2 protein-coding genes are annotated in these 2,277 nt (G+C 69.0%); one reads left to right on the top strand and one right to left on the bottom strand.

The genetic code is table 11. The features are described 5' to 3' along the window. On the bottom strand, positions 1–2,088 hold a 2,088-nt coding region (locus ACWCSV_RS34510; protein ID WP_451149211.1), incomplete at its 3' end, for a condensation domain-containing protein. Between ACWCSV_RS34510 and ACWCSV_RS34505 the strand changes: the two genes are divergently transcribed. After that, a partial coding sequence (locus tag ACWCSV_RS34505) for a hypothetical protein (protein WP_451149209.1) occupies positions 2,059–2,277 on the top strand: 219 nt, incomplete at its 3' end. The two genes, ACWCSV_RS34510 and ACWCSV_RS34505, sit on opposite strands and share 30 nt — an antisense overlap.

Genomic DNA, 2,277 nt, shown 5'->3' with positions numbered 1-2,277 from the left:
GCGGTGGGAGGAGAGGATGCCCTTGGGGCGTCCGGTGGATCCGGAGGTGAACATCACGCACGCCACGTCATCGCCCTGAATGGGCAGGCCCGGGTTCTCCGGTGAGTGGTCCAGGACGTCGTCCGGGCCTTCGACCGACGTCGTCCAGACGCCCTTGAGGCGGTCGGCCAGACCGGTGCGGGTCACCAGGTGGCTGATGCCGGCATCGTCGGCGGCATTGCGGAGTCGTTCGTCGGGGAAGTCGGGGTCGAGGAGTACGTGGCCGGCGCCGGTTTTGAGGACGGCGATCACCGCGGTCGCGAAGGTGGCGTCGCGCTCCAGGAGGATGCCGGCGAGGTCGCCGCGGCCGAGTCCTTGTGAACGCAGGTGGTGGGCCCAGCGGTTGGCGTCCGCGTTCAGCTCTCCGTAGGTGATCCGCCGCTCGCCGTCGATCAGCGCGACCGCTTCCGGCGCGTGCGCGGCCTGGTCCTCGAACCGCTCGACCAGTGAGGTGTCACCGATGTCGGCCACGGACCCGGCCCACGGCCCGAGCAGTAGCCTTCGCTCGCTGTCCGCGAGCACATCGAGCTCCATGAGGTGCAGGTCGGGATCGGCCAGCACCTGTCGCAGCACCTCACCCAGCACGGTCACCATGCGCCGGACGGTGGAGTGGTCGAACAGGTCCTCGGCGAAGAGAACCGTGCCGCAGAGACCCTGACCGTCGTCCGAGCGGAGCAGGAACTCCAGGTCGAACTTGGCCGCGCCACTCGTGACACCGGTGACGTCGGCGACCCGGACCTCGCCCAGCCGCAGCTCCGGCACGCCTCCCGTTTCCAGGGTGAGGCAGATCTGGAAGAGGGGGTGGCGGGCGAGGGTGCGGGTGGGGTTGAGGGTGTCGAGGACGAGGTCGAAGGGGGCGTCCTGGTGGGCGAAGGCGTCGAGGTCGGTGGTGCGGACGTGGTCGAGGAGCTGGCGGAAGGTGGGGTTGCTGTCGGTGCGGGTGCGCAGGACGAGGGTGTTGACGAAGAACCCGATCAGGTCGCGGAGTGCTTCGTCGGTGCGGCCGGCGACGGGGGTGCCGATGGTGAGGTCCGTACCGGCGCCGAGCCGGGTCAACGCGGCGGCGAGGGCCGTATGTACGACCATGAAGGGGGTGCACCCCTCGGCGCGGGCGAGTGCGCCGATCTGTTCGAACAGGTCCTCTCCGAGCGGTACTTCCACCTGTCCGCCGCGGTGTGTGGCGTGTGCGGGGCGGGGACGGTCGAGGTTCAGCGCGTGTTCCTCGGGCAGCCCGTCCAGGGTCTCGCGCCAGTAGGCGAGTTCCTGGGACAGGATGCTGTCGGTGTCCTCGGGCGAGCCCAGTGCCCGCTGCTGCCAGACCGCGTAGTCCGCGTAACGCACCTTGAGCGGTTCCAGTACCTGGCCCTCGGTGCCGACGACACGTGCCTGGTAGGCCTGTGACAGGTCGTCGAAGAGGACGGTGGTGGACCTGCCGTCGGTCGCGATGTGGTGCATCAGGAGGAAGAACACCCATGAGTCCTCGGCGACTCTGAACAAGGACGCCCTCAGGGGGAGTTCGTTGCGGAGGTCGAAGACGTGACGGGCGCCTTCCGCCATGGCCCCGTCCAGCTCGTCGCGGGCCACGTCACGGCGTTCGACCGCCACCCGGGCGTGCGTCACGGGGAGGACACGCTGTCGTGGTTCGCCGTCGACGGTGGTGAAGACGGTACGGAGAGGGGTGTGGCGTTCGACGACGTCGTTGAGGGCCGCCTCCAGAGTGCCGGCGTCGAGTGGGCCTTCGAGGTGGATGGCCATCGGGACGTTGTAGGCGGTGGTGTCGCCGTCGAGTTCGGCGAGCAGCCAGAGTCGGCGTTGGGCGTAGGACAGCGGGGTGTCGTTGTCGTCGGTCGATGCGCCGGCGGTCAGGGGCGGGAGTGCGGGGCGGCCCTTGAGGGTGCTGATGTGCTGGGCGAGGCGTGCGGGTGTGGGGTGCTGGAAGACGTCGCGGATGGTCAGCCGGACACCGAGGGTGTCGGCGATGTGGTTGGTGAGGCGGGCGGCGAGGAGGGAGTGGCCGCCGTGGTGGAAGAAGCTGTCGTCGATCCCCACCGGGTCGGCGGTGCTCAGCACTCGGTTGAAGAGGGCGAGCGTGATCTCTTCGAGCTGGGTCTGCGGCGCGCGCGTCGAAGCCGTGACAGTTATAGGTTCGGGGAGGGCGCGTTTGTCGATTTTGCCGTTGGGGGTGAGGGGGAGTTTGTCGAGGGTGGTGAGGTGGGTGGGGATGAGGTGTTCGGGGAG

It is taken from the genome of Streptomyces sp. NPDC001770 (assembly GCF_053596135.1).
This window is presented reverse-complemented; position numbering and strand designations above follow the sequence as displayed.